Origin of the sequence: Streptomyces sp. NPDC056948, from assembly GCF_042674225.1 — a bacterium.
Classification (GTDB): domain Bacteria; phylum Actinomycetota; class Actinomycetes; order Streptomycetales; family Streptomycetaceae; genus Streptomyces; species Streptomyces purpurascens.
Genome location: NZ_JBHUQX010000150.1, coordinates 1 through 20,085 on the forward strand (window position 1 = coordinate 1; position 20,085 = coordinate 20,085).

15 protein-coding genes are annotated in these 20,085 nt (G+C 70.8%); 7 read left to right on the forward strand and 8 right to left on the reverse strand.

Annotation, left to right across the window (positions count from 1 at the left end):
- Nucleotide 1: 1 nt before the first annotated feature.
- Nucleotides 2-2,848: a preprotein translocase subunit SecA gene (gene secA, locus ACFTZL_RS20435; protein ID WP_382584555.1), complete on the reverse strand. Its 2,847-nt coding sequence runs from the start codon at nucleotides 2,846-2,848 to the stop codon at nucleotides 2-4.
- Between the two features lie 279 nt (nucleotides 2,849-3,127).
- Here secA and ACFTZL_RS20440 point away from each other — a divergent pair, with 279 nt between their 5' ends.
- Nucleotides 3,128-3,694, forward strand: a complete 567-nt coding sequence (locus ACFTZL_RS20440; RefSeq protein WP_382584558.1) for a GNAT family N-acetyltransferase — start codon at nucleotides 3,128-3,130, stop codon at nucleotides 3,692-3,694.
- 162 nt (nucleotides 3,695-3,856) lie between these two features.
- Nucleotides 3,857-5,029 (forward strand): winged helix-turn-helix domain-containing protein, encoded by a 1,173-nt coding sequence (locus ACFTZL_RS20445; protein ID WP_382584561.1) that lies wholly within the window; start codon nucleotides 3,857-3,859, stop codon nucleotides 5,027-5,029.
- 19 nt (nucleotides 5,030-5,048) lie between these two features.
- Here ACFTZL_RS20445 and ACFTZL_RS20450 read toward each other — a convergent pair whose 3' ends face one another.
- The 7 genes from ACFTZL_RS20450 to mtnA form a co-directional block, all read right to left on the reverse strand.
- Nucleotides 5,049-5,795 carry a response regulator transcription factor gene (locus tag ACFTZL_RS20450; protein WP_010039804.1) on the reverse strand — a complete coding sequence of 249 codons (747 nt, stop codon included), beginning with the start codon at nucleotides 5,793-5,795 and terminating at the stop codon, nucleotides 5,049-5,051.
- A gap of 216 nt (nucleotides 5,796-6,011) precedes the next feature.
- A complete protein-coding gene (hpf, locus tag ACFTZL_RS20455) occupies nucleotides 6,012-6,707 on the reverse strand; it encodes a ribosome hibernation-promoting factor, HPF/YfiA family (protein WP_382584564.1) in 696 nt (231 codons plus the stop codon).
- Nucleotides 6,708-7,020: 313 nt separating this feature from the next.
- The gene (locus ACFTZL_RS20460; RefSeq protein WP_382584567.1) at nucleotides 7,021-7,920 is read right to left on the reverse strand and encodes a ComF family protein; all 900 of its coding nucleotides are present in this window, start codon (nucleotides 7,918-7,920) and stop codon (nucleotides 7,021-7,023) included.
- Between the two features lie 197 nt (nucleotides 7,921-8,117).
- On the reverse strand, nucleotides 8,118-9,950 hold the full coding sequence (locus tag ACFTZL_RS20465) for an LpqB family beta-propeller domain-containing protein (RefSeq protein ID WP_382584570.1): 1,833 nt from the start codon (nucleotides 9,948-9,950) through the stop codon (nucleotides 8,118-8,120).
- Entirely contained in the window at nucleotides 9,940-12,201 is a 2,262-nt protein-coding gene (mtrB, locus tag ACFTZL_RS20470) for an MtrAB system histidine kinase MtrB (RefSeq protein ID WP_382584573.1), read from the reverse strand. The genes ACFTZL_RS20465 and mtrB overlap by 11 nt, the downstream gene beginning before the upstream one ends.
- 1 nt (nucleotide 12,202) lies before the next feature.
- On the reverse strand, nucleotides 12,203-12,892 hold the full coding sequence (mtrA, locus tag ACFTZL_RS20475) for a two-component system response regulator MtrA (RefSeq protein WP_382584576.1): 690 nt from the start codon (nucleotides 12,890-12,892) through the stop codon (nucleotides 12,203-12,205).
- Nucleotides 12,893-13,091: 199 nt separating this feature from the next.
- The gene (mtnA, locus tag ACFTZL_RS20480; protein ID WP_382584579.1) at nucleotides 13,092-14,243 is read right to left on the reverse strand and encodes an S-methyl-5-thioribose-1-phosphate isomerase; all 1,152 of its coding nucleotides are present in this window, start codon (nucleotides 14,241-14,243) and stop codon (nucleotides 13,092-13,094) included.
- 140 nt (nucleotides 14,244-14,383) lie between these two features.
- Here mtnA and ACFTZL_RS20485 point away from each other — a divergent pair, with 140 nt between their 5' ends.
- From ACFTZL_RS20485 to ACFTZL_RS20505, 5 genes are read left to right on the forward strand one after another with little or no spacing between them, the layout of a single operon-like run.
- Nucleotides 14,384-15,778 (forward strand): glycerophosphoryl diester phosphodiesterase membrane domain-containing protein, encoded by a 1,395-nt coding sequence (locus ACFTZL_RS20485; protein ID WP_382584582.1) that lies wholly within the window; start codon nucleotides 14,384-14,386, stop codon nucleotides 15,776-15,778.
- A gap of 4 nt (nucleotides 15,779-15,782) precedes the next feature.
- Nucleotides 15,783-16,553, forward strand: a complete 771-nt coding sequence (locus ACFTZL_RS20490; protein ID WP_382584585.1) for a DUF4129 domain-containing protein — start codon at nucleotides 15,783-15,785, stop codon at nucleotides 16,551-16,553.
- Nucleotides 16,550-17,746: a DUF4350 domain-containing protein gene (locus ACFTZL_RS20495; protein ID WP_382584588.1), complete on the forward strand. Its 1,197-nt coding sequence runs from the start codon at nucleotides 16,550-16,552 to the stop codon at nucleotides 17,744-17,746. The genes ACFTZL_RS20490 and ACFTZL_RS20495 overlap by 4 nt, the downstream gene beginning before the upstream one ends.
- Nucleotides 17,746-18,735, forward strand: a complete 990-nt coding sequence (locus ACFTZL_RS20500) for an AAA family ATPase (protein ID WP_382584594.1) — start codon at nucleotides 17,746-17,748, stop codon at nucleotides 18,733-18,735. Before ACFTZL_RS20495 ends, ACFTZL_RS20500 begins: the two co-directional genes overlap by 1 nt.
- Nucleotides 18,735-20,045: a DUF58 domain-containing protein gene (locus tag ACFTZL_RS20505; RefSeq protein ID WP_382584591.1), complete on the forward strand. Its 1,311-nt coding sequence runs from the start codon at nucleotides 18,735-18,737 to the stop codon at nucleotides 20,043-20,045. The genes ACFTZL_RS20500 and ACFTZL_RS20505 overlap by 1 nt, the downstream gene beginning before the upstream one ends.
- Nucleotides 20,046-20,085 lie beyond the last annotated feature (40 nt).

The following is a 20,085-nucleotide window of genomic DNA, read 5'->3' on the forward strand; positions in this document are numbered from 1 at the left end:
GTCACTTCTTGCGGCGCCCCCGGCCCTTCGCCTGCTTCCGGCGCTCCGCGCGCGTCAGGCCGTCGGACTCGGAGCGCACCGGCTCGCCGTCCTCGGTGAAGTCGCCCTCGATGGTGCCGCCCTCACCGTCGACCGTCGGTGCGGAGAAGTGGAGGTTGCGCCGCTGCGGGACGTCGAGCCCCTTGGCGCGGATCTCCGGCCGGGAGCCCGCCTGCGCCGGCACGGCGTCCTGCTTCTCGAGGTCGGCCACCGGCTTGGTGTCCTCGACCGGGACCTCCTCGACCTGCTGCTCGACCTGGACCTCCAGGTTGAACAGGTAGCCGACGGACTCCTCCTTGATGCCCTCCATCATGGCGGTGAACATGTCGAAGCCCTCGCGCTGGTACTCGACCAGCGGGTCCTTCTGCGCCATCGCGCGCAGGCCGATGCCCTCCTGGAGGTAGTCCATCTCGTAGAGGTGCTCGCGCCACTTGCGGTCCAGGACCGAGAGCACGACCCGGCGCTCCAGCTCACGCATGATCTCGGAGCCGAGCTGTGCCTCACGCTCCTCGTACTGCTCGTGGATGTCGTCCTTGATGGAGTCACCGATGAACTCGGCGGTCAGGCCCGCCCGGTCACCGGCGGCCTCCTCCAGCTCCTCGATCGTGATCTTGGACGGGTAGAGCTGCTTGAAGGCACCCCACAGCCGGTCGAGGTCCCAGTCCTCGGGGAAGCCCTCGGCCGTCTCGGCCTGGACGTAGGCGTCGATGGTGTCGTCCATGAAGTGCTGCACCTGCTCGTGCAGGTCCTCGCCCTCCAGGACGCGGCGACGCTCGCCGTAGATGACCTCACGCTGACGGTTGAGCACCTCGTCGTACTTCAAAACGTTCTTACGGGTCTCGAAGTTCTGCTGCTCGACCTGCGACTGGGCGGAGGCGATCGCGCGCGTGACCATCTTGTTCTCGATCGGCACGTCGTCCGGGACGTTCGCCATCGACATCACGCGCTCGACCATCTGGGCCTTGAACAGCCGCATCAGGTCGTCGCCGAGCGAGAGGTAGAAGCGGGACTCGCCCGGGTCACCCTGACGGCCGGAACGACCGCGCAGCTGGTTGTCGATCCGCCGCGACTCGTGCCGCTCGGTGCCCAGCACGTAGAGCCCGCCGAGCTTCTCGACCTCGTCCTTCTCGGCCTGGACGGCCTTCGCGGCCCGCTTGAGCGCCTCGGGCAGGGCGTGCGCCCACTCCTCGATGTGCTCCTCGGGGTCGAGACCGCGCTGGCGCAGCTCCGCCTCGGCGAGGTCCTCCGGGTTGCCGCCGAGCTTGATGTCCGTGCCACGACCGGCCATGTTCGTGGCCACCGTGACGGCGCCCTTGCGGCCGGCCTGGGCGACGATCGTCGCCTCACGGTCGTGCTGCTTGGCGTTCAGCACCTCGTGCTGGATGCCGCGCTTGCTGAGCTGCTGCGAGAGGTACTCGGACTTCTCGACCGAGGTGGTGCCGACGAGGATCGGCTGCCCCTTGCGGTGCTTCTCCTCGATGTCGTCGACGACCGCCTCGAACTTGGCGACCTCGGTCCGGTAGATCAGGTCCGACTGGTCCTTGCGGACCATCGGCCGGTTGGTCGGGATCGGGACCACGCCGAGCTTGTAGATCTGGTGGAACTCGGCGGCCTCGGTCATGGCCGTACCGGTCATGCCGGCCAGACCGTGCTGTTCCTTCTCGTCGTGGTCGTGGCGCTTGTAGAGGCGGAAGAAGTTCTGGAGGGTGATCGTGGCGAGCGTCTGGTTCTCGTCCTTGATCGGCACCCCCTCCTTCGCCTCGATCGCCTGGTGCATGCCCTCGTTGTAGCGGCGGCCGGCGAGGATACGTCCGGTGTGCTCGTCGACGATCATGACCTCGTCGTCGATGATGACGTAGTCCTTGTCCTTCTTGAAGAGCTCCTTCGCCTTGATGGCGTTGTTCAGGTAGCCCACCAGAGGGGTGTTCACCGACTCGTAGAGGTTGTCGATGCCCAGCCAGTCCTCGACCTTGGCGACACCGGACTCGTGGATGGCGACCGTGCGCTTCTTCTCGTCGACGTCGTAGTCGCCGGTCTCCTCGAGCCCCTTGAGCGGGTTGCCGGCCTCGCCGCGCTTCAGCCGCTTCACCAGCTTGGCGAAGTCGCCGTACCACTTGGTGGCCTGGTCGGCAGGGCCGGAGATGATCAGCGGCGTACGGGCCTCGTCGATGAGGATGGAGTCGACCTCGTCGACGATGGCGTAGTTGTGGCCGCGCTGGACGAGCTCGTCCTGGGACCACGCCATGTTGTCGCGCAGATAGTCGAAGCCGAACTCGTTGTTCGTGCCGTAGGTGATGTCGCAGGCGTACTGCTCGCGGCGCTGAGCCGGCGTCATGTTGGCGAGGATGCAGCCGACCTCGAGGCCCAGGAACCGGTGGACGCGGCCCATCATCTCGGAGTCGCGCTCGGCCAGGTAGTCGTTGACCGTGATGATGTGGACGCCCTTGCCGGACAGGGCGTTCAGATACGCCGGCAGCGTGCCGACCAGGGTCTTGCCCTCGCCGGTCTTCATCTCTGCCACGTAGCCCATGTGCAGGGCGGCGCCGCCCATCATCTGCACGTCGTAATGACGCTGGCCGAGGACGCGCTTGGCGGCCTCGCGGACGGTGGCGAACGCCTCGGGCAGCAGGTCGTCCAGGGTCTCACCGTCGGTGTAGCGCTGCTTGTACTCATCGGTGAGGGCCCGCAGCTCGGCGTCGGAGAGGTCGACGAAGTCCTCTTCGATGGACTTGACCTGGTCCGCGATGCGGTGCAGCTTGCGCAGGATCTTGCCTTCGCCTGCACGCATGATCTTCGAGAGGACGGACACGGGGGTTGGTCTCCTTGCCGGTCGGGCCTGGGACGGTCGGTTACCACTTGACTTACTGAGCAACGGCCATCGTATGCGAGGACCCCACCGCGCCGGGAGGGCCTGCCGTGACGGCGACCGTCCGCTGCTTCAATTCTGATTCACGTGTGCTTCAAAGGGGACAACGTCCGGGCGCCGCGGATAGTGCCGCATCCCCCGACGGAATTAAGCGAAGCGTGATAACGCGCTCACTCACCGCAAACAGATGACACCTTCGACGACCTCCGGGAGGATCGGCCGATGGACCCCGTCACCCTCACCACGGACCGCCTCCTGCTGCGCACGGTCGGCCCTCAGGACACCGACGCGGTGTACGACGCCTGCCAGGACCCCGACATCCAGCGCTGGACCACGATCCCCTCGCCCTACCTCCGCGAGCACGCCCAGGGCTTCACGGAACAGATGGTCCCGGACGGCTGGACGGACGGGTCCATGTTCACTCTCGGCGTCTTCCTCCACTCCGGAGAACTGGCGGGCATGCTCGGCATCACCATGCGCGCCCTGGGCGTCGGCGAGATCGGCTTCTGGGCCACGAAGCGGCACCGCGCCAACGGCTACATCACGGAGGCCGTCCTCACCGCCTGCCGCTGGGCCTTCGTCCACGCCGCGCTCGACCGCATCGAATGGCGCGCCGAGGTGGGCAACCGCGCCTCCCGCGCGGTGGCGGAACGCTCCGGCTTCACCATCGAAGGCACCCTGCGCGCCGCGGTCAACAACAAGGGAGTCCGCCGAGACTCCTGGGTGGGCTCCCTCCTCCCCTCAGACATGAGCCTCCCGTCAACGGCCCCGTACCTGCCCGCCCCCTAGCCGCGGGCAGTCGTGCCGCTGGGGCGGCACGGGTGGGCGCAGCGGCACACCCCGCGCCGCCGGGCTGCGGACCCACCCCGCCCCGGCAGCAACGCCCGGCACCAGCAACCAACCTTGCAGGTCACACCCCTTTGTCAGTCCCACCCCCTATCGTGCGGACCCATGACCACCCCGCGCCCCACCGCAGAGCTCTCCGCAGACGAAGCCCGGAGGCTGGCGCTCCGCGCCCAGGGCTTTCTCGGCGCCCCGGACCGCCGCTCCGGCGTCCGCGGCATCCTCCGCCACCTGGGCGCGATACAGCTCGACACGATCTCGGTCCTGGCCCGCTCCCACGAGCTCGTCCCGTACGCCCGCCTGGGCGCGGTGGGCCGAAAGACAGTCGAGAACGCCTACTGGAAGGACACTCACGCCTTCGAGTACTGGTCCCACGCGGCGTGCATCCTCCCCATCGAGGAGTGGCCCCACTTCGCCTTCCGCCGCCGCGCCTACCGCAACCGCCCGCACTGGAACCACGACCTCCCGGACGGTGTCTACGACCAGGTCATCAAGCAGCTCCGCTCCGAAGGCCCCCTCACCGCCACGGAATTGGGCGGCGCGAAGAAGACGAACGACTGGTGGGACTGGTCCGGCACGAAGGTCGCCGTCGAACGCGCCCTGATGTACGGCGAGGTGGTCTGCGTGGAGCGCCGCGGCTGGAAGCGCCTCTACGACCTCGCCGAGCGCGCCGTCCCGGAGCCCCTGCTGCACGACGAACTCGATGACACCGAGTGCCAGCGCCGCCTGGTCCGCCTGGCGGGCCAGTCCCTAGGCGTCGGCACCCGTGCGGACATCGCCGACTACCACCGTCTCAAGGGCGAACAGGTCGACGCGGTGATCGCCGACTCGGGCCTGGTCCCGGTCACCGTGGAGGGCTGGTCCAAGCCGGCCTGGGCGGACCCCGCGGCCCTGGAGACACCTCCGCGCGGCCGCCACCGCACCACCCTCCTGTCGCCCTTCGACTCCCTGATCTGGGAGCGGGCGCGCACGGAGCGGATCTTCGGCTTCACCCACCGCCTGGAGGCCTACGTCCCCAAGCAGAAGCGGGTGTACGGCTACTTCGCGATGCCGGTCCTGGCCGGCGGCCGGCTCGTCGGCCGCGTGGACCCGGCCCGCGAGGGCAGCACGCTGGTGGCCAGGCAGGTCACCCTCGACGGCCCGAAGGCGGTCCCGGGCGTAGCCCAGGCCCTGGCCGAGGCGGCGACCTGGGTGGACTGCACGGACGTACGCGTGGAGCGGGTCGACACACCGGCCCTGCGCGAGCCCCTCACGAAGGAGATCGCCCGCATCCTCGGCTGAGCTCTACCGGATCACCGTTTCACCGAATCTCGAGAATCTTCTCCCGCATCGCGTACACCACCGCCTCCATCCTGGAGTGCAACTGCAGCTTCTCCAGGATGTTGCGCACATGGTTCTTCACGGTGTTCTCGGAGATGAACAACTCCTTGGCGATGTCACGGTTGTTCATCCCCGTCGCGACGAGTTTGAGGACTTCGAGTTCGCGGTCCGTCAGCCTCGGCGCGGGCACCAGCCGGCGCTCGTCCGTGCGCTGGATCATCGACTTGAACTCGGTGAGCAGCTTCGACGCCATGGACGGGCTGATCTGCGACTGCCCGTCGGCCACCGCGCGAATGGCGGTGGCCACCTCGTCGGTCGAGATCTCCTTGAGGAGATAGCCGGTCGCACCCGCCTTGATGGCGTCGTAGAGATCGGCTTCCTCGTCGCTGATCGTCAGCATGATGATCTTGGCACTGGGTGCGACTTCCTTGATGGAGGTGCACGCCTCGATCCCGCCCCGCTTGGGCATCCGCACGTCCATCAGAACGATGTCCGGCAGCAGGTCGGCGGCCTTCTCCACGGCCTCGGCGCCGTCGCCGGCCTCCCCGATGACCTGGATGTCCTCCTCGGCCGCGAGCACGATCTCCAGGCCACGGCGGAACAGGGCGTGGTCGTCCACCACAAGGACTCTGATCGGTTCCTTGCGTGGAGAGTCCGTGTCCGGGCCCATGCCGACGACGCCGTCGTCGGCATCCTCGTCACGCATCGGTCCGAAGCTGTCCGCCATCGTTCCTCCCCCTGAAGGCTGCGGCCTGTGGTCCTGAGCCATCGCCAACCCAGAGCAACGACCCATCGGTTGGGTCGTGGCCACCATGATTTCATGCCCGGACGGCACCGGGGCGACCGAGCGGGGCGCGCAGTGGTCGCACAGGGGTGCCCCTGGGGGCGCACACGCGCTCCAGGGGCACCTGCTCCGCTGTCACCCGGCTGTCATCCGACCCGGTCAGCCGCCGAGCGCACCGCCCGCATCGGGGGCGTGCACCTGGGTGACCATCGTGTCCGTGCTGAGGTGGATCACGCCGTAGTCGTAGGCGTGCCGTCGGTAGACGACACTCGGTTCCTTGGTCTCGGAGTCGACGAACAGGTAGAAGTCATGCCCGACCAGCTCCATCTCGTAGAGAGCCTGGTCGAGGGTCATGGGGGCTGCGACGTGGGTCTTCTCGCGGACGACGATGGGGCCGTCACCTTGAACTTCCAGCGAGCCGATCTTCTTCGTCGGCACGGCTTCCGGCTCTTCCTCAGGAGTCGGCACCAGGCCGTTGCCGTTGAGCGTCGCCACGCCCGGGACGTGATCGGCGACCTCGGCGGCCGGAATCCGGCGCGAGCCACGGCGCGAGAACCGCTTGTCGTGTTGCCTGCGCAGCCGGGCTTCCAGCTTTTCCGCCGCCAGGTCGAGCGCCGCATACGGATCGCTCGCCGCTGCCTCCGCCCGGATCACCGGACCGCGGGAGCGGAGCGTGATCTCCACTCGGTCACAGCGGTCGGCCTGCCGGGGGTTGGGCTCCTTGGACACCTCGACGTCGAGGCTGATCACCTTGCCATCGAGCTTCTGGATCTTCTCCAGCTTCAGCTTCTCGGCCACGTGCTTCCGGAACCGCTCGGGCACCTCGGTCTTGCGGCCCTTGACGACGATGTCCACGCAGAACTCCGTTCCCGGATCACTCCGCTTCGGTGCGGAGCATCTCCCTTTTGCACCAGGTTCCGGTGAGGCCCGGAACCTCGGACACTCGGTGACTTCCACCTCCTCCCCCGTGAGCGAGATCTCCACTCCACCGTCGCGAGTGATGAAGAAAAACCCGCAGCACGGCATTCGGTTTTGAGAGGTGTGGCCTGCGGCTTTCCCTCTCAACCGAACATATCTCGCCCGGACGGATGTCGTCACCCTCTACTGCGGCGTACCTCCGTTCAGGTGAATAGGCCCTCTCGTTACCTGCAACGACGCAAGTTCTCAGTCAGTTCCGGTTTATTTCGAATGAGTCCGGCGATGCCGCGACCACAGCCGCGCACACCACGTCAACGACTCCGCCGGCGCCGCCCGCGCCCGTGATTCCCTGCCGGGCGGGCCATCGGCCCGTCCTCTCTCGCGTTGATCCGACGTTCTGTTCTTCTCTGCTTTCCCACGTCTCCCCCCTGTACACGGCCCCAGTCCACGCAGCGTTCGAAACCAGCCCCGCCGCCGACCGCACGGCACGCGCGGCTTCCGCCAGGGACGCCCCCGTGGTCATCACGTCGTCGACGAGGACCACCAGGCCCTCGGCGAGCAGCCGGGCACCACCGGGCGCCACCGCCAGCGCGCCCGCGAGATTGTCCAGCCGCTGCCGGGAGTTGAGCCCCGACTGATCGGCCACGGCCCGCCGCTGCCGCAGCACGCCGAGCGCTCTGGCCGGTACCCCGCTCCGACGCAGCTCACCCGCCGCCGCGAGCGCGATCCGCCGCGCCGGATCATGCCCCCGGGCCCGCACGGCCCGCCGTCCGGACGGAACGGGCACGAGCAGCACAGGCGCCCCGATGCCCCGCGACCACGCCCCTTCGGCCCCGGTGCAGGGCCCTCTCCGCGCTCCTGGAAGACCCGCCCGCACCGCTCCCGCCAGAGCAGCCCCGAGCGGACCGGCGAGCGCCAGAGCACCCCGTTCCTTGTGGGCCAGCAGCGTCGCCCGGACCTCGTCCGCGTACCGTGCCGCCGCGTGCACCACAGGCAGGCCCGGTGGCTCCGTCACCGGCCGCACCCGATGCGCCACGGCTCCGCTCAGCACCGCACGGCACTTCGCGCAGAGCACCGTACGAGGCATCCCGCAGCCCCCGCACTCGCCCGGCAGCACCAGGTCGGTGAGGTCCTGCCACCACCCCCGCATGACCACCACTGTGCCAACAGCGAGGGCCCCCGGCCACCCCTGTGGATAACTCCCTGTGGACAACGCACGGGGCCGGGCCGACGGCCCGCTTCATCGGCCCTCCGGCCCGCGTCACCGGCCCCCGCCAGGACGCCTCACGCCCCCGCCAGGACGCCTCACATCGCCGCCAGGGCGCTTCACATCCCCACCGGGACGCCTCACCCCGGATAGACCGGCGCCGTCCCCTCCGTCACCTTCTGCCACTGCGCGCCCGACGGCAGCCGGACGATCCCGTCCACCGAGTACGCCACCAGCGGCAGCCGGTCGTCCTCAGCGGCGGTGACCTCCTTGACACCGGTCAGGGCCGCGGGCGCCGGCACGTCCGGCGTGGAGCCGTCGACCTGGACGTACCGCATCTGCTCCACGCCCCCGTGCTCGCGCCCGACCACCACGAGGCGGCTGTCGCCGGCCCATGACATGGCCGTGACCTCCTCCAACTCCGGCGTCGCGGAGCGAAGTTCGACCACCCTGACGGCCGGCTTCTCGCCCGGCTTCTCCTCCCGCTCGATCAGCCCGATGAGCAGGGTCTTCTTGCCGCCCTTCTCCACGACGAGCGCGATCCGCACCCCGTCGGCGGCCACCCGCACAGACTGGATCCGCCCGTCCAGGTGCGGTGTGCGCACCTCCAGCGGATCTCCCTTGCCCTCCTCGAACAGAAGCAGCCGGGGGTCGTCCGGGTCACGGTCGGCCACCCACAGGCCGTCGTCCGCGTCCCAGCTCGGTCTCGTCAGCCGGTCCTCCTCGGTCCGGCCCTGGCTGCGCAGCACCGGCTCGCCCAGCGAACCGCCCGAGACCAGCGATCCCACGTACAGCGACCTGCCGTCGAGGCCCACACCGGCCGCGGTGTGCTCGTCGCGCGACACCGCCACCGACCGCAGCGCCGTGTCGCCCTCGCCCAGCGCCCCCGGCGCCGTGTCCGGCGTGGTGTCGCTGCTGCCCGCCGCGATCCGTACGAGCCGGTCCTTGGCGTCGACGAAGTACAGGTAGTCGGGATGGCGCGCCGTGGTCCGGAAGGCCGCCGCATCGGCCGCTTCCTGCGTGAGCGAGCACAGCTCGGCCCCGTCGGCCCGCAGCTCGACCTCGTCCACCGCGGGGCTGAGGTTCCGCAGCGTGAAGAGCGTCTGGGCCGCCATCTCCTGGCACCTGTTGGTACCGATGCCCGCGGCCTTGTCATTGAGCGGGACCGTCAGCTTGTTCCGCTCGTCGGGCGTCAGCGCTCCGGCATCCTTCGCCAGCGCCGTACCGGTGGGGACGCTCGACCTGACCACGGGCCCGAGCCACCGCGTGGGCCCGTTGAGCAGGGAGCGCACCATCTGCGTCATGGGGTCCACGCGACGGCGGACGTAGACGGGGTCGGCGACCGCCGTGGGCTGCGTGTTCGCCCCGGCCGCCATGGTGTTCGAGGCGAAGTAGTACTTGCTGACGGACATGTAGTTGCGCTGGAAGTCCGACTGGCCCATGAGGACGCCCTGGGGCAGCACGTCGATCCGCCACTGCCCGCTCTTCTCGTCCTGCGTCAGGTGCACGGTCCTGCCGTAGGCCCCGGTCGCGGGCGCGTACGACTGCTGCGCGTCCACGGTGGCCACCTTGGTGCCGGTCAGCGTGTACGAGATCTCACCGGTGTCCTCCCGGCCGCCGGCACCCTCGGCCTTGGCACCCGGCCCGTCCGTGAGCACCGTGGTGGACAGCTCCGGCCGCCAGGTCTTCGCGGCCTCGCCGGTCAGGTACTGGCGCGCGGTCTTGTAGTGCGGATCGTCGCTGGTGAGCGCCTCAAGGAAGCCCTGCACGATCTCCGAGGGCGGCGCGTCCTCCCCCGGCGGCACGGCGAACACCCGCACCTGGGTGTCCTGGCGCGGTGTGGACTCCACGCCCCGCAGATCCCCGCTGTCCGGCATCGAGGCACACCCCGCCAGCACCAGCACGCCACCGGCGGCGTACGCCATCACGCGCGCGGGCGTACGCCGACCGCGCCCCTCGCGGTCAGCGCCCACGAGATGCCTCCCCTTGCCTGTCCGCGTCTCCCGGCTCGGTTTCCCTGCCCGACGAGCCCGCTGAGCCGTTGTCCTTGTCCCGCGGCCCGCTCACGCCCGGTTCCCCGGGCGTCCCCGCAGGGCCACTGCCAGCCCCGTCACGAGCCGTTCCGGCCGGTTCACCCGCACCCTCGTCACGAGCCGTCCCCGCCGTACCACTCACACCGCCGGCACCGGCCGTGCCCTCCGCGCCCCCACCGCGAGCCGGCCGCTCCGCTGCCGTCGGATCGTCCTGCCGCCGCGTGCCCGAGGCGGGCCGCGGCACCACGCGCGCGCCGTTGCCGGGCAGCGCCGTCGGATCGGCCGTGGGGGCCACGGTGGCCGCCCTCGGCGGTATCGGGTTCCGCGGCGGCACCGGACCGCCCGCCGGCTGCGCCGGCACGGTCGCCCGCTTCTCGCCGTCCCCGCCGCCGCACGGCAGACCCGCGTCGTCCAGCCCCCGGTTGCGCCGTGAGTCCTTGGGCTCCAGCGGTATCGGGGAGCCCCGCAGCGGCTCGTCCGCGGTCCTGGGCAGCGTCAGCCGGAACTGCGAGCCGCCGCCCGGCTCACCCCACGCCTGCAGCCAGCCGCCGTGCAACCGCGCGTCCTCCAGGGCGATGGACAGCCCCAGCCCCGTACCACCCGTCGTACGCGCGCGTGCCGGGTCGGCCCGCCAGAAGCGGCTGAACACCCGGGTCGCCTCGCCCGGCTTCAGCCCGACCCCGTAGTCCCGCACCGCGACGGCGACCGCGCCGCCGGCCGCGGCGAGCTTGACGACGACGTCCCTGCCCTCACCGTGCTCGACGGCGTTCACGACGAGGTTGCGCAGCACGCGCTCCACACGCCGGGCGTCGGCCTCGGCGACGACGGGCTGCTGATCGCCGGACACCCGGATCTGCGTGCCCTTGCGCTCCGCGAGCGGCTCGGCCCCGCTGACCACCCGCCGCACGACCTCCCTGAGGTCTATCGGCTCCGCCTCCAGCGCCGCGGCACCCGCGTCGAAACGGCTGATCTCCAGCAGGTCCGCGAGCAGCGACTCGAACCGGTCCAGCTGGTCGGCGAGCAGCTCGGCGGACCGCGCGGTGATCGGGTCGAAGTCCTCCCGAGCCTCATGGATGACGTCAGCCGCCATCCGTACGGTCGTCAGCGGCGTACGCAGCTCGTGCGACACGTCCGACACGAACCGGCGCTGCATCCGCGACAGGTCCTCGAGCTGGCTGATCTTCAGCTGAAGGTTCTGGGCCATCTTGTTGAAGGCCTCGCCGAGACGCGCGATGTCGTCCTCGCCGGTGACCTTCATACGTTCCTGAAGCCGCCCGGCCGACAGCCGCTCGGCGATCCCCGCAGCCATCCGCACCGGCGTGACGACCTGGCGCACCACGAGCCAGGCGATGGCCCCGAGCAGCACCACGACGAACAGCCCGGCGGTCGCCAGAGTCCCCTTGACCAGGCTCAGGGACTTCTCCTCCTGGGTGAGCGGGAAGAGGTAGTAGAGCTGGTACGGATCGCCGTTCGGGTCGTTGACCTGCTTGCCGATGACCAGGGCGGGCTGGGAGTCCTTGGTGTCGTTGTTGTAGATGACCCGGCTGTAGCTCTGCGCGGCCGCCGTACTGCTGCCGATCCGCTCCCGCAGCGCCGCGGGCACGCTCTTGCTCCAGTCCACCTCACCGGAGGCACGCGGACCGCGCCCACCGGCACCGTCGGCGTCGGAAGCCGGAAGCGTGACCACGTCGAAAGCGCCCTGCCCGCCGCTGGACAGCGAGGACACCAGATCACTCATCCACTGAATGACGTTCTGCGCGGGACGGCCGTCCGCCGTGGCGACGTCGTCGCCGGTCCCGCTCGCCGCCTCGTCGGCCCGCTGCTTGGCCACGGCGAACCCACCGGTGGCCTGGCTCTGGGACGCCTTCACCTTGGCGTCCAGCAGGCCGTTGCGCACCTGCCCGATGACGACGAAGCCCAGCAGCAGCACCACGCCCAGCGACATCAGCAGCGTCGTGACGACGACCTTGAGCTGGATGTTGCGCCGCCACAGCCGCATGACGGGCAGCAGCGGCCGGCGTACCCACCGCATGAACAGGCGGATGACCGGACTGCCCTGAACCCCGCCCTGGAGCAGCAGCCCGCTCTCCAGGAACCGTCCCCAGCGGGAACCCGCCTTCTTCCGCCCGACAGGCCGCCCCGGGCGGGCCCCGGACCGTCCGGGCGCCGAAGCGGCACTGTCGCCGGACATGTCAGCTCGGTCCTGCCTTGTACCCGACGCCACGGACGGTCACCACGATCTCCGGCTTCTCCGGGTCCTTCTCGACCTTGGAGCGCAGCCGCTGTACGTGCACGTTGACCAGCCGCGTGTCCGCCGCGTGCCGGTAGCCCCACACCTGCTCCAGCAGCACCTCGCGCGTGAACACCTGCCACGGCTTGCGCGCGAGCGCGACCAGCAGGTCGAACTCCAGCGGCGTCAGCGCGATCGACTGCCCGTCCCGCTTCACGGAGTGCCCGGCCACGTCGATGACCAGGTCACCGATGGCGAGCTGCTCCGGAGCGGGCTCCTCCGACCTCCGCAGCCGCGCCCGGATCCGGGCGACCAGCTCCTTCGGCTTGAACGGCTTCACGATGTAGTCGTCGGCACCCGACTCCAGACCCACCACGACGTCGACCGTGTCGCTCTTCGCCGTGAGCATCACGATCGGCACCCCGGACTCCGCCCTGATCAGACGGCACACCTCGATGCCGTCCCGACCGGGCAGCATCAGGTCCAGCAGCACCAGATCGGGCTTGGCCTCACGGAAAGCGGCCAGCGCCCTGTCACCGTCGGCCACGAAAGACGGCTCAAAACCCTCACCACGCAGCACGATGCCGAGCATCTCGGCCAGTGCGGTGTCGTCGTCGACGACAAGGACTCGTCCCTTCATAAACGACATCATCCCATTCTCATAACAGTGGCGAAGGCAGTGGTGAGGTAGGTCACCGGCCAGTGACCATAGTCGCAGCAAGCGCTACTGTCTGCCCTCGCCGGCCCACAGTTGATCTCGACGACGCCCGTCGGCCAGGGCCCCGGCACACGGGTGAGGGACGCGACCACCGGAGCCCGCCCGCCCCCACACGCTCCGGCAGCCGTCCGATTCAGCCCGTCGTCACCCTGCGCGACCGCGCACACACCTCGGCGAGCGCCTCAGCCGTCACCGGCGAAACCACACCCTCCTCCGTGACGATCGCCGTCACCAGCTCGGCCGGGGTCACGTCGAACGCCGGGTTGTACGCCTGCGTCCCCAGCGGCGCCACGGGAATGCCGCCCCCCGCCTCCGCCGTACCGGCCACCGGCACCTGCGGCGCCACCACCTCGGTCACCTCGTGACCGGGCCGCTGCTCGACCTCGATCGACGCCCCGTCCGGGGTGTCCGGATCCACCGTCGTCACCGGCGCCACCACGATGAACGGCACATGGTGGTACCGCGCCAGCACCGCCAGCGGATAGCTCCCCACCTTGTTCGCCACCGAACCGTCCGCCGTGATGCGGTCCGCCCCGATCAGCACCGCGTCCACCTCCCCCGCGGCGAACAGCGACCCCGCCGCGTTGTCGGTGAGCAGCGTGTACGCCATCCCGCTGCGCGCCGCCTCGTACGCCGTCAGGCGAGCGCCCTGCAGCAACGGACGCGTCTCGTCCACCCACAGCCGCCGCAGCCGGCCCACCCGGTGCGCCGCGAGCGCCACCGCGAACGCCGTCCCCTCCCCGCCCGACACCAGCGAACCGGTGTTGCAGTGAGTGAGCACCCGGTGCCCGCCACCGGGCAGCAACTCGTCCAGCAGCGTCAGCCCGTGCTCGGCCATCCGCGCACTGGCCTCGGCATCCTCCCGGTGCAATTGCCGCGCCGCGGCCAGCGCCGCCGAGGCCGCCTGCCTGACATCACCGCCCTTGGCGAGCGCCGCCTCATGGGCCGAGTGCGCCCGGCGCACACCGAGGGCCAGGTTCACCGCGGTCGGCCGGGCGCTCGCCAGCGCCCCCGCGGCCTCGTCCACGTCGAAGCCCCGCACGGCGGCGAGCGCGACACCGTACGCCCCCGCGATACCGAGCAGCGGCGCCCCGCGCACGGCGAGCGAGCGGATCGCCTCCACGAGCGCGGACGCGTCCGTACAGACCAGTTCGACCTCCTCGGCCGGCAGCCTCGTCTGGTCGAGAAGGACCAGAACGGGTCCTTCCGGTGGCTCCTCCCAACGGATCGCGGGGATCTCGGTCGGCCGCTTGTCATCGCCGCTGTACGCGTACTGATCAGCCATGCGGTCAGTCTGCCCCCAATCGAGCGGACAATTGAAGGTACGCAGCCCATACCGCGGCCGGTCATTCCAAGACCACCCCATGGCACGATGGCTGCCAACCTGCCGCCGCGACCGCGGACGGGCACCGTGAAGGAGCGACGATGAACGACACTCCGGGCTGGGCCTCGCCCGGATCCGCCCCGTCCGACGGGCAGCAGCCGGACCAGTCCGGCGCTGCCGAGCCCACCGACCGCCCCGGCCCCGCACAACCCGCGGACCAGCCCGGCCAAGCGGGCCAGCCGGGCCAGGCCCCGCAGGGCCCCGGCCCGCAGTGGTCCAAGGACCAGCCGCCACCCGCCCAGTGGTCCGCCCCCAGCGCCCCGACCGTCCCCGGTCAGGCTCCCCCGCCCCCGCCACCCGGCCCGGGCTGGGGCACCCAGCCCCCCGGCGGCCACGGCCCGGCCGGATACGGTCCCGGCGGCCCCGCAGGCCCCGGCGGAAACGGCGGATACGGAACCCCCGGCGCCTACGGTGGCTGGGGAAGCGGCTGGGGCGGCCCCCCGCCCGCCGCCAAGCCCGGCATCATCCCGCTCCGCCCGCTCGGCGTGGGCGAGATCCTCGACGGCGCCGTCTCCACCATGCGCACCTACTGGCGCACGGTCCTGGGCATCTCCCTGACCGTCGCGGTCCTCACCGAGATCATCGTCGTCCTGTTCCAGGGCCTCGTCCTGGACGACTCCAGCACCGAAGCCCTCAACGACCCGAGCGCCACCCTCAGCGAGCTGAGCCGCGCCATGAGCGACGCCCTGCTCAACTCCACCGTCGTCTTCGTGATCTCCCTGGTCGGCACCGTCATCGCGACCGCACTGCTCACCACCGTCACCAGCCGCGCCGTACTCGGCAAATCGGTGACCATCGGCGAGGCCTGGCGGGACGCCCGCCCTCAGGTCGTCAAACTGTTCGGCCTCATCTGCCTGTTGCTGCTCATCACCGCCGGCATCGTCACCGTCGGCACCCTGCCCGGCATCCTCGTCACCGTCTCCGGGAGCACCGGGGCAGGCGTCGCCCTCACCGTCCTGGGCGTCATCGGCGCCGGCATCGTCGCCCTCTGGCTGATGATCCGCTTCTCCCTGGCCTCGCCCGCCCTCATGCTGGAGAAGCAGGGCATCAAGAAGGCCATGAGCCGCTCCGCGAAGCTCGTCCAGGGCACCTGGTGGCGGATCTTCGGCATCCAGCTGCTCGCCACGATCATCGCGAACGTCGTCGCCTCGATCATCGTCATCCCGTTCACCTTCCTCGCCTCGGCCCTCAGCGGCGACGGCGTCACCGGCTGGCTCAACAGCGGCGGAGCCAACCTCGGCTGGACGTTCCTCATCGTCAGCGGCATCGGCGCGGTGATCGGCTCCATGATCACCTTCCCGATCACGGCGGGCGTCACCGTGCTCCTCTACATCGACCAGCGCATCCGCCGCGAGGCCCTCGACCTCGAACTGGCCCGCGCCGCAGGCGTCCAGGGCTACGGCCCCCACGCCCCCGGCACCACCCCGGGGAGCTGATGCGGTGAGCTGGGCGGGGGAACCTCTCACAACGGCACTGTCACGCACCGCCATACGGACGCTGCTGCGCGCCGGCGACACCTCCGTACTGTCGTCGGCGCGCTCCACCGACGAGCCGCCCCTCACCACCCCACGCGACCCCGCGCGCGAGGCGGCCCGACGCGAGCTGTCCAAGCGGATGTACCACGAGAACGACCCCAGCCTGTTCCAGCGCGCCCTCGACCGCTTCTGGGACTGGCTCGACAAACTGCTCAACGCCGCCTCGTCCGCAACACCCGGCGGCGCACTCGGCCTGGTCGTCATCATCCTGGCTGTCATCGCGGTCCTGGGCGCCCTGTGGTGGCGCCTGGGCACCCCGCGCCGCCAATCCACCTCGTCCGCCGCCCTGTTCGACGACCGCCCCCGCAGCGCCGCCGACCACCGCGCCGCCGCCGAGGCACACGCGGCCCAGGGCCACTGGAACCAGGCCGTCCAGGAACGCATGCGCGCCCTCGTCCGCGCCCTGGAGGAACGCGCACTCCTCGACGTCCGCCCCGGCCGCACCGCCGACGAGGCCGCCGCCGAAGCCGGCCGGGCCCTGCCCGCCCACACCGACCGACTGCGCGCCGCCGCCCGGGACTTCGACGACGTGACGTACGGCGGCCGCTCGGCGACCGAGCAGTCGTACCACCGCATCGCCGAACTCGACCGCGACCTGGAACGCACCAAGCCCCAACTCGCGACCAGCAGCGCCCACAGCACGGCCCCCCACACCCGCCAGGGAGCCGCCGAATGACCACCGAGGCCACGCTCCCGTCCACCTCGGCCTCGCCCACCGCCCGCCAGGTGTGGACCCGCACGCGCGGTATCGCGCTCGCTCTCGTACTGCTCGTCGTGGGAGCCATCGCCATCGCCGTGATCCGCTCCGACGCCCGGCACGGCGAACTCGACCCGCGCTCCGCCGACCCCAACGGCAGCCGCGCCGTCGCCGAACTCCTCGCCGACCGTGGCGTGGACACCCGCGTGGTGACCACCCTGGACGAGGCAGCCGCCGCATCCGGTCCGGACACGACCCTTCTGGTCGCCGCCCCCGACCTGCTGACCCGAGGTCAGCAGTCCCGCCTGCACAACTCGTTCGCCGAGACCGGCGGCCGCACCGTCCTGGTCGCCTCCGGCAGCGCCTCCGTCGAACGGCTCGCCCCCGGCGTCACCGCCGACCCCGCCACCAGCCTTGACTCGACGCTCGCCCCCGACTGCGACCTGCCAGCCGCCCAGCGCGCGGGCACCGCGGACACGGGCGGCGTCCGCTACACCACCACCCACCTCGACGCCGACCAGTGCTACCCCAGCGAGCGCCTGGCCACCCTGCTGCGCATCCCGGACACGACCGGGAACGGCGACACCGTCGCCCTCGGCGCGCCCGACATCCTCCTCAACGACCGCCTCGACCAGCAGGGCAACGCCTCGCTCGCCCTCCAACTCCTCGGCTCCCGCCCCCATCTGGTCTGGTACCTCCCCTCGCTTTCCGACACGTCGGCCACCGGGCCCGACGACGAACGCGGCTTCTTCGACCTGCTCCCCTCGGGCTGGCTCTGGGGCAGCCTGCAACTCTTCATCGCCGCAGCCCTGGCCGCCCTCTGGCGGGCACGCCGGCTCGGCCCTCTCGTGCCCGAAAAACTCCCCGTGGCGATCCGCGCCTCCGAAACCACGGAAGGCCGCGCCCGCCTCTACCGCAAGGCCGACGCCCGCGACCGCGCGGCAAACGCTCTTCGCTCCACGACCCGCACCCGCCTCGCCCCCCTCACAGGCGTCCCCGTCACCCAGGCGCACACGCCCGAGGCCCTGCTCCCCGCCCTGTCCTCCCACCTCCACGGCGACGGACAGGACCTGCACGCACTCCTCTTCGGACCACCGCCCAGCGACGACGCAGCACTCATCGCACTCGCCGACCGACTCGACGCCCTCGAAAGAGAGGTACGCCGTCCATGATGGACCCGACCACTGACAACGCCGGGCAGACCGGGGACCCGGGCACCGCCCGAGCCGCCCTGGAGGCCCTGCGCGCCGAGATCGCCAAGGCCGTGGTCGGCCAGGACCCCGCCGTGACCGGCCTCGTCGTCGCCCTGCTCTGCCGCGGCCACGTCCTCCTCGAAGGCGTCCCCGGCGTCGCCAAGACCCTCCTGGTCCGCGCCCTCGCCTCGGCCCTCGAACTCGACACCAAGCGCGTCCAGTTCACCCCCGACCTGATGCCGAGCGACGTGACCGGCTCCCTGGTCTACGACACCCGCAGCGCCGAGTTCTCCTTCCAGCCCGGCCCGGTCTTCACCAACCTCCTCCTCGCCGACGAGATCAACCGCACGCCCCCCAAGACCCAGTCGTCCCTCCTGGAAGCCATGGAGGAACGCCAGGTCACGGTCGACGGCACCCCCCGCCTCCTCCCCGACCCGTTCCTGGTCGCAGCGACCCAGAACCCGGTGGAGTACGAAGGCACCTACCCCCTCCCGGAAGCCCAGCTGGACCGCTTCCTCCTCAAGCTCACCATCCCCCTCCCCTCCCGTGAGGACGAGATCGACGTCCTCACCCGCCACGCCGAGGGCTTCAACCCACGCGACCTCCACGCCGCCGGCGTACGCCCCGTAGCGGGCCCCGCCGAGCTGGAGGCAGCCCGCGCGGCGGTCGCCAAGACGACCATCTCCCCGGAGATCACCGGCTACGTCGTCGACATCTGCCGCGCCACCCGCGAGTCGCCGTCCCTCACCCTCGGCGTCTCCCCCCGAGGCGCAACGGCCCTCCTGGCCACCGCCCGCGCCTGGGCCTGGCTGACAGGCCGCGACTACGTCATCCCGGACGACGTGAAGGCCCTGGCCCTCCCCACCCTCCGCCACCGCGTACAACTCCGCCCGGAGGCCGAGATGGAAGGCGTGACAGCCGACTCCGTCATCAACGCGATCCTCACCCACGTCCCCGTCCCCCGCTGATGGCACTCACCGGACGCGCCGCCCTCCTCGCGGCCCTGGGCTCCCTCCCCATCGGCATCTGGGAACCCGGCTGGACGGGCATCCTGGCTGTCAACGCACCCCTGGCCGTGGCCTGCGCCTGCGACTTCGCGCTGGCCGCCCCTGTGCGACGCCTGGGCCTGACCCGCTCCGGCGACACCTCGGTACGCCTGGGAGACACAGCAGACGTGACTCTCACGATCACCAACGCGTCCCGCCGCCCCCTCCGCGCCCACCTGCGCGACGCCTGGCCCCCCAGCAGCTGGCAGCCAGGCACAGAAACGACGGCCTCCCGCCACCGCCTCACGGTCCCCGCAGGCGAACGCCGACGAGTGACGACCCGCCTCCGCCCCACCCGCCGAGGCGACCGCCAAGCCGACCGGGTCACCATCCGTTCCTACGGCCCCCTCGGCCTCTTCTCCCGCCAGGGCACCCACAAGGTCCCTTGGACGGTTCGCGTCCTGCCCCCGTTCACCAGCCGCAAGCACCTGCCCTCCAAACTGGCCCGTCTCCGCGAACTGGACGGCCGCACCAGCGTGCTCACCCGCGGCGAGGGCACAGAATTCGACAGCCTGCGCGAGTACGTCCCCGGCGACGACACCCGCTCCATCGACTGGCGCGCCACAGCCCGCCAGTCCACGGTCGCCGTACGCACCTGGCGCCCCGAACGCGACCGTCACATCCTCCTGGTCCTCGACACCGGCCGTACCTCGGCGGGCCGCGTGGGCGACGCCCCCCGCCTCGACGCCTCCATGGACGCGGCCCTCCTCCTCGCAGCCCTCGCCTCCCGCGCCGGCGACCGCGTCGACCTCCTCGCCTACGACCGGAAGGTCCGCGCCCTCGTTCAGGGCCGCACAGCAGGCGACGTCCTTCCCTCCCTGGTCAACGCGATGGCCACACTCGAGCCGGAGCTCGTCGAAACGGACGCCCGAGGCCTCACAGCCACGGCCCTCCGTACGTCACCCCGCCGCTCCCTGATCGTGCTGCTCACCACCCTGGACACGGCCCCCATAGAAGAAGGCCTGCTCCCGGTTCTCTCCCAGCTCACCCAGCGCCACACGGTCCTACTCGCATCAGTGGCAGACCCGCACATCACCGAAATGGCCAAGGCGCGCGGAAACACGGACGCCGTCTACGAGGCCGCAGCAGCAGCCCAGGCTCAGTCCGAACGCCACCGCACGGCAGAACAACTCCGCCGTCACGGCGTCACAGTCGTGGACGCGACACCGGACGACCTGGCGCCGGCACTGGCGGATGCGTACTTGGCATTGAAGGCGGCCGGACGCCTATGACATTCAGGGCCCCGCGGAGGGCCCTGAAACGCAAGAAAAC

Excerpts from the sequence above, each read along its gene's own strand:
- ACFTZL_RS20440 (WP_382584558.1), top strand. The coding sequence starts at position 3,128 with ATGGACCCCGTCACCCTCACCACGGACCGCCTCCTGCTGCGCACGGTC.
- ACFTZL_RS20445 (WP_382584561.1), top strand. The coding sequence starts at position 3,857 with ATGACCACCCCGCGCCCCACCGCAGAGCTCTCCGCAGACGAAGCCCGG.
- ACFTZL_RS20450 (WP_010039804.1), bottom strand. The coding sequence starts at position 5,795 with ATGGCGGACAGCTTCGGACCGATGCGTGACGAGGATGCCGACGACGGC.
- ACFTZL_RS20460 (WP_382584567.1), bottom strand. The coding sequence starts at position 7,920 with ATGCGGGGGTGGTGGCAGGACCTCACCGACCTGGTGCTGCCGGGCGAG.
- mtrB (WP_382584573.1), bottom strand. The coding sequence starts at position 12,201 with ATGTCCGGCGACAGTGCCGCTTCGGCGCCCGGACGGTCCGGGGCCCGC.
- mtrA (WP_382584576.1), bottom strand. The coding sequence starts at position 12,892 with ATGATGTCGTTTATGAAGGGACGAGTCCTTGTCGTCGACGACGACACC.
- mtnA (WP_382584579.1), bottom strand. The coding sequence starts at position 14,243 with ATGGCTGATCAGTACGCGTACAGCGGCGATGACAAGCGGCCGACCGAG.
- ACFTZL_RS20485 (WP_382584582.1), top strand. The coding sequence starts at position 14,384 with ATGAACGACACTCCGGGCTGGGCCTCGCCCGGATCCGCCCCGTCCGAC.
- ACFTZL_RS20495 (WP_382584588.1), top strand. The coding sequence starts at position 16,550 with ATGACCACCGAGGCCACGCTCCCGTCCACCTCGGCCTCGCCCACCGCC.
- ACFTZL_RS20500 (WP_382584594.1), top strand. The coding sequence starts at position 17,746 with ATGGACCCGACCACTGACAACGCCGGGCAGACCGGGGACCCGGGCACC.
- ACFTZL_RS20505 (WP_382584591.1), top strand. The coding sequence starts at position 18,735 with ATGGCACTCACCGGACGCGCCGCCCTCCTCGCGGCCCTGGGCTCCCTC.